Here is a 5,878-nt window from a genome sequence, read left to right as displayed (position 1 = left end):
GGCGACGTCGTCAGCCACTTCCCCGATGAACTCGGCCCGGAACCCGTCCTCACTTACCGCGGCCTCGAGCGGACGGTGCTTGCCGGGCGCCTTGTCGGTCCACCAGGCCTTGATCGTGGCGTATTTGGGTCCAAGCACGTCCTCGTAGATGTCGCCGTTCTGGATGATCAGGGCGCTGATCCGCTCCGGGTGCGAGATCGCATGCCGGAGCCCTATCTGCGAGCCATAATCGTGCAGCCACAAGGCGTAGCGTTCGAGACCGAATTCATCGGCAAGCTTGGAAAGCACGTCGCAATAGGCGTCGAAATCATAGCCGAAGGTGACCGGATCGGGTGTGCCGCTGTATCCGAAGCCAGGCCAGTCGAATGCAATCGTCCGCCAGCGGTCGGCGAGCGCCGGCATCAGTCGGCGGAATTGGAACGAAGAGCAGGGATAGCCGTGCGGCAAGAGCAAGACAGGTGCTTCTAACGGCCCTGCCTCGCGATAAAAAATGGATAGATCATCCAGTTGCATGCGTCGGTGCGTGGTTGCACCCGGCATTCGGACCTCCGTCGAACAAACCTCGGCTAAACGCGTTTGATCGAGGGATCGTTCCGAATGGCGGAAGCGGACGGTCGGCAATATTCATCTCTTCAAATTCACCACGATGACACCGCCCAGCGCCAGCGCGCCGCCGATTATGCCGAGCAGCGTGGGAACTTCGCCCAGCCAGAAGAAGCCGATCAGCGCGGACATCGGCGAGACCAGATAGAGGAAGTTGGAGGCACGTGCCGCCGGCAGACGCGACAGCGCGGTCGCCCAGGCGGCATAGGCGATGAGGCTGGGCACGATGCCGAGAAAGATGACGGCGCCGAGGCCTGCTGTGTCGGCGACCGCCGCCTGCGAAAAGGCCGACGGCAGGAAGGGGGCCAGGCATAGTGCGCCGAGCACCATGTTCGAAGCCGAAATGGTCAATGGATGATGGCGGGCAAACAGCGGCTTCTGGACGATGGTGTTGACGGCCGAGCACAAGGCCGAACCAAGCACCAACAGAGCACCGGTGTTGAATGACAGGCCATGCCCATCGGCCATGGCGATGATGCCTATGCCGGCGAAGGAAATCACCGTACCGATCCAGGCCACGCCTGAGAAGCGCTCGCCCAGCAATGCCATCGCCATGATGGCGGTGAAGATCGGGCTGACATTGATGATGAAGCCGGCGGCACCGGCCGAGACAGTCAGTTCGCCGAAATTGAGCATGACGGTGTAGAGCGCGACGAAGATGGCGCCGCCAAAGACCAGGCGCCACACTTCGTCGAGCCTTGGCAGCGCCGGGCGCTTGACGGCCAGGAAGATCGCCGCCGGCACAGCGGCGATGGCAAAGCGCAACGCACCCAGTTCCAGTGGGCCGAAGGCGGCGAGACCGGCTCGGATAGCGGGAAAGGCGGAGGCCCAACCAACCACCGTCAGCGCCACCGCGATGGCTGCCGTGGTGTCCATTCGCTGTGTCGAATTCAACGTGCCCGTTATCTCGCTCATCTCACCGCCCTCGTATTTCTTCGGTCCTGAAAGGCAGAAAGCGCCTTTTCACCCCGGTTGACAAACGACGAAATCGAGGATCACCTGTGACTATGGATCACAGCTCGGACACAATGGTGCCGCTCGAAACGCTGCGCGCCTTCGATGCGGCGGCGCGGACAGGCAGCTTTTCAGCGGCCGCCGAAAAGCTCAATATCACCCATGGCGCCGTCAGCCGGCAGATCGCCAAGCTCGAGGACTGGCTGGGATTGAAAGTCTTCGACCGTGGTGCGCGCGGCGTCTCGCTGACGATCGAAGGCAACAGGCTGCATCTGCGCACGGCGGAAGCCTTTGCGCTGATATCGACCCATTCCGACCGCTGGGTCGAGCCGCGTGGCACGGCGGTGGTGCGGCTGACCTCGATCCCCTCCGTCAGCGGGCTGTGGCTGATGCCGCGCATGGCGGCTCTGGAGAACAATCCCTCCAAGCTGCGCATCGTGCTCGATGTCGACATCCGCCAGGCCGACCTTGCCGATGAAGGCATCGACCTCTCGATCCGTTGTGGACGCGGCGGCATTCCGGGCCGCATCTCGGTGCAACTTTTCGAGGAACATGTCTTTCCCGTCGCGTCACCTGAGCTAGCCCGCGAGATCGGCCGCGGCGACCCTGCCCGGCTGCTCAAATATCCGCTGATCAACGATTCCGACGCGTCGGCCTGGCGCGCCTGGTTTGCCGCGCAAGGCATGGATTACCGCCCGCGCCCGCAGGACCGCCGCTTCGAGGACTACAATCTGGTGCTCGACGCCGCCGCCTATGGGCTCGGCATCGCGCTGGCCCGCCCGCCGCTGACCGGACATCAATTACAATCGGGCCGCATCACTCCCGTCGATGAGCGCACAGCCCTCAACCCGGTATCCTACTGGCTCGACCGGCCGATGGGGCGGCCGCGTGCCGCCGCCGCCGACCTCGCCCGCCGCATCGCGGCAGAGGCCGGGCTGGCCCAGGACAAGATCGAGGCGTTTATCGAAGCCGAGCGATAGACCTTCCGGACCTATATGGAAAACCGGCCGATTCGAAGCTCAGCGAAGCAACAACAAAACGAACCCAAGGATCACCGCTCCCAGCAAACCGGCCATTATCGAAACAAAGCCAATTTTCACCAGCAACTGCTCAGGGTTCGGCACCGCACCATGGGATTGATTGGCCGGCCTGTGCCTGCCCGCCGGCGTACCCAGGGCGGCAGCGTTGCGCGGGATTGGGGCCTGCGGCAGGATAAGCGACAGCAATGACAGCCCCGCAACCCTGGCGGAGGCATTGTCATTGGCGGTTGTCGAAGGCGGCAAGAAGGCTCGCAGCGTTTCGGCTTCGGGTTTTGCCTTTCTCGCCACGACTGTTGCCAACGCCGCCTCTTCGCCCGTCTCAAGCTGGGCAAGATAGGCATCGACGATGCCAGCGGATGCGATCTGCTGCGATTTGACGGCCATCGGCGCCGCCGGCAAAATCAACAGCGCCGGCGCTGTCTGCTGCGCGAGCAGAGACGGCGCCGGCGGTTGGACCAGCGCCTTGACCAGTGCCGTCATCACTGGATCAGCCTGCCCCGAGGGCACGGCTTGCGGCGTCATCACTTCCCTAAGCAGGGCGGGAAGACGGGTGGAGGAAACGTCCATTGCGGCCCACCAACAACATTTTTCCGCTTCACAATAAGCGTTCAGCATTGTCTCAGGCTTGTCTCATGCTTGACCTCGCCGGGAATTTATGGCGATGAAATCCTCATGAACCCTGGCGTCCCCGCATGATGAACCGTTTCGAAGGCCCCGGCGGCAAGGAAGCCCGCATCCGCTACCTGGATGGCGATTTCCAGGTTACCAGTCCCGGCGCGTTCGTGCGCTGCGCGGTGACAGGCGAAAGCATTCCGCTCGACGAGTTGAAATACTGGAGCGTCGCAAGGCAAGAGCCCTATATCAGCGCCACCGCCTCGCTGCGCCGTGAAATCGAGATGCATCCGGAGCTGCGTAAGCGCAGTTAACCCTTCAGCTTGCGCTGGCGCCAGGCATCGAGCGTCTCGTCGATGATGCGCTCGGGAACGTGATCGAGTTCGAAGACCGTGTCGATCTCCAGCACCTCGAGCCGGTCGAGAAAGTCCTGTGAGGCGCCGTGGCGCAGCCGGGCGGCGTCCTTGGCGGTGGTGATGAGCACCAGCCCCTCAGTGCGTGCGGTCGCCGCCAGCTCGGCAAGTTCGTCCTCCGCATAGAAATGATGGTCCGGAAACGGCCGCGTCAATGCCAGTTCGCCGCCGGCCTCGCGCACCGTGTCGAAGAATTTCTCGGGATGGCCGATACCGGCGAAGGCGAGGAACCGCTTGCCGGCAAGCCCTGCCTTGCCGCGTGGCTCTGTATGGGCCTCGAAGATCGCCCGGCCGGCGCGTGCCGCCTGGCGGACCACGCTGTCGGCGGCAGTGCCCTCGCCCATTTTCAACAACCCGCTGGTGAAAACCAGCTGGTCGACGATTTTGGCCCTGAGCGGCCCCCCCGGAATGACGCGGCCGTTGCCGATCCCGTAGCGCGCATCGACCACGACCAGCGCATAGTCGATGTGGATGCGGGCGCTCTGGAAGCCATCGTCCATGATCAGGAAATCGCAGCCATTCCGTTCCAGCAGCAGCCGGGCGCCGGCGGCGCGGTTCGGCGTCACCGCCACCGGCGCGTGTTCGGCGAGCAGCAGCGGTTCGTCGCCGACATGCCGGGCGCTGTCGTGGTCGATATCGACCACGTGCGGCTCGGCGAAGGAGCCGCCATGGCCGCGCGACAGGAAGCCTGGTTTGAGATGCATGCGCTTGGCCTGCTTGGCGAGCGCGATGGCCACCGGTGTCTTGCCGGTGCCGCCAACCGTGAAATTGCCGATGCACAGAACAGGTGCTTCGATCTTCTCACGCTTGGCCCGCCGCATGCCGCGGCCGGCGGCAGCCGCATAGATGGCCGACAGCGGCGACAGTGCCAGGACCCGCCAGTCCGGCTCTTCCCACCAGAATGGTGGTGCTTCCGAGGCCACGCTAGCGCCCGTTCGCGCCCTTCAGGCGCGACTTGACGACCAGCGGCTGGATGTAGGGCTCAAGCGATTTCAGCGTACGCGCCAGCGCACCGCGCATCTCGTCGACGGTCGCAATGCCTGCCGCCATCATCTCGTGGCGCGCCACTTCGTTGGTCAGGAGGAAATTGACGGCGCCGGCCAGCATGTCGCGATCGCGCACCAGCTTGGCGCCGCCGCTGTCGAGGAGACGCTGGTAGGCCTCCCGAAAATTCTGCACATTGCGCCCGGCGAGAACCGCCGTGTCGAGCATGGCCGGCTCCAGCGGGTTCTGGCCACCCTCGGAGGTCAGCGAGCGGCCGACGAAGGCTATTTCCGTCAGCCGGAGATAGAGCCCCATCTCGCCGATCGTGTCGCCAAGCAATATGTCGGTGTCGGCCGTGATCCTGTCGCCCTTGCTGCGCCGCGCGACCTTCAGGCCCATGCCGGAAATCTGCGCCGCAAGCGCCTCGGCGCGATCGGGATGACGCGGAACGACGATGGTCAGAAGACCATGGTGGCGCTTGTGCAGCGTCGCGTGGACTTCAGCCGCGACCACTTCCTCGCCGTCATGGGTCGAGATCGCCGCCCAGGTCGGGCGCGTGCCTATCTGCCGCCGCAGTGTCGCCAGCGCCCGTTCGTCGACCGGAGGCGGCGACGTGTCCACCTTGAGGTTGCCCGACACCGTCACCGGCCGCGCGCCGAGCGCGAGAAACCGCTCGCCATCGACATCCGACTGCGCCACGACGTGAGCCAGGTTCTCGAACAGCGCCTCGGCGATGTTGGCGCGTTTCTTCCACGATTTGAACGAGCGGTCGGACAGCCTGCCATTGACCAGCACCTGCGGCACGCGTCGCGCGCCAAGCTCGAGGATGGTCATCGGCCAGATCTCGGATTCGGCGATGATTGCCAGATCCGGCTGCCAGTGATCGAGGAACCGGCTGACCGCCGGCTTGAGGTCGAGCGGTACATATTGATGGATGATGCGGTCACCGAGCCGCTCGTCGGCGACCTGCGCAGAGGTCACCGTGCCGGTCGTCAGCACGATGTTGACGCCATAGTCGAGAATGCTTTCGACCAGCGGCACGACGGCTATGGTCTCGCCGACGCTCGCGGCATGGATCCAGATCACCGGCCCGTCGGGGCGCGCGCGGCCGGCGACGCCATAGCGCTCGCGGCGGCGGTAGCGGTCTTCCTTGCCGCGCGAGGTGCGCCAGGCAACGTAGGGCCCGACCAGCGGATAGGCTGCCGCACCCGCGAATCGGTAAGCCGACAGCATGGCCCGTGCCCAGCGGCCGCTCATCGCGGAGCATCCACG

Annotated in this window: 7 protein-coding genes; 2 read left to right on the top strand and 5 right to left on the bottom strand. The window is 64.6% G+C overall.

What is annotated here, in order from left to right; all coding sequences use genetic code 11:
- Positions 1-540, bottom strand: a 540-nt coding sequence (locus EN949_RS32250) for an alpha/beta fold hydrolase (protein ID WP_127371899.1), incomplete at its 3' end; no start/stop codon positions are given.
- Positions 541-624: 84 nt separating this feature from the next.
- Positions 625-1,518, bottom strand: a complete 894-nt coding sequence (locus tag EN949_RS32245; RefSeq protein ID WP_024504827.1) for a DMT family transporter — start codon at positions 1,516-1,518, stop codon at positions 625-627.
- Positions 1,519-1,610: 92 nt separating this feature from the next.
- Here EN949_RS32245 and EN949_RS32240 point away from each other — a divergent pair, with 92 nt between their 5' ends.
- Entirely contained in the window at positions 1,611-2,537 is a 927-nt protein-coding gene (locus EN949_RS32240) for a LysR family transcriptional regulator (protein WP_013532339.1), read from the top strand.
- A gap of 39 nt (positions 2,538-2,576) precedes the next feature.
- On the opposite strand, the gene EN949_RS32235 is transcribed toward EN949_RS32240, so the two are convergent.
- Positions 2,577-3,212: a hypothetical protein gene (locus EN949_RS32235; RefSeq protein WP_245462010.1), complete on the bottom strand. Its 636-nt coding sequence runs from the start codon at positions 3,210-3,212 to the stop codon at positions 2,577-2,579.
- 77 nt (positions 3,213-3,289) lie between these two features.
- Between EN949_RS32235 and EN949_RS32230 the strand changes: the two genes are divergently transcribed.
- On the top strand, positions 3,290-3,523 hold the full coding sequence (locus EN949_RS32230; RefSeq protein ID WP_013532341.1) for a DUF2093 domain-containing protein: 234 nt from the start codon (positions 3,290-3,292) through the stop codon (positions 3,521-3,523).
- On the opposite strand, the gene lpxK is transcribed toward EN949_RS32230, so the two are convergent.
- Both lpxK and waaA read right to left on the bottom strand, forming a co-directional pair.
- Positions 3,520-4,545, bottom strand: coding sequence for a tetraacyldisaccharide 4'-kinase (lpxK, locus tag EN949_RS32225; RefSeq protein ID WP_024504830.1), 1,026 nt, complete (start codon positions 4,543-4,545; stop codon positions 3,520-3,522). The genes EN949_RS32230 and lpxK overlap by 4 nt on opposite strands.
- A 1-nt stretch (position 4,546) precedes the next feature.
- Positions 4,547-5,863, bottom strand: a complete 1,317-nt coding sequence (gene waaA / locus EN949_RS32220; protein ID WP_013532343.1) for a lipid IV(A) 3-deoxy-D-manno-octulosonic acid transferase — start codon at positions 5,861-5,863, stop codon at positions 4,547-4,549.
- Between the last annotated feature and the right edge of the window lie 15 nt (positions 5,864-5,878).

This window comes from Mesorhizobium sp. M7A.F.Ca.US.007.01.2.1 (assembly GCF_003998165.1).
GTDB classification, from domain to species: domain Bacteria; phylum Pseudomonadota; class Alphaproteobacteria; order Rhizobiales; family Rhizobiaceae; genus Mesorhizobium; species Mesorhizobium ciceri.
The sequence above is the reverse complement of the archived record's forward strand: the minus strand, read 5'-3'. Positions and strand labels throughout refer to the sequence as shown.